The organism is Sphingobium sp. CECT 9361, assembly GCF_918741285.1.
Classification (GTDB): domain Bacteria; phylum Pseudomonadota; class Alphaproteobacteria; order Sphingomonadales; family Sphingomonadaceae; genus Sphingobium.
The window spans coordinates 1-518 of sequence record NZ_CAKKNC010000081.1; the positions used below are offsets into that span (position 1 = coordinate 1).

The 518-nt window shown below is 60.4% G+C and carries 1 protein-coding gene; it reads left to right on the forward strand.

The genetic code is table 11. The features are described from left to right. Positions 1-518: alcohol dehydrogenase catalytic domain-containing protein (locus tag LQ220_RS24840; RefSeq protein WP_230190633.1), on the forward strand; the 518-nt coding region annotated here is incomplete at both ends.

A 518-nucleotide genomic window follows, 5' to 3' on the forward strand; every position in this document is an offset into this window, starting at 1 on the left:
CTGGTCGAGATCATGGCGACAGGCATCTGCCACACCGACGCCTATACGTTGGACGGTCTTGACAGCGAAGGCATCTTCCCTTCGATCCTTGGGCATGAAGGCGCAGGCATCGTGCGCGAAGTCGGTACTGGTGTCACATCGGTCAAGCCCGGCGATCATGTCATCCCTCTTTACACGCCCGAATGCCGTCAGTGTAAAAGCTGCCTTTCGGGCAAGACCAACCTGTGCACCGCGATCCGCGCGACGCAGGGCAAGGGGCTGATGCCGGATGGCACCACGCGCTTCAGCTACAAAGGCCAGCCCATCTATCATTATATGGGCTGCTCGACCTTCTCCAACTTCACGGTCCTGCCGGAAATCGCGGTAGCCAAGATCCGCGAAGACGCGCCGTTCAAGACAAGCTGCTACATCGGCTGCGGCGTGACGACGGGCGTCGGCGCGGTGGTGAACACGGCGAAAGTCGCGCCCGGCGACAATGTCATCATCTTCGGTCTGGGTGGCATCGGCCTTAACGTGCT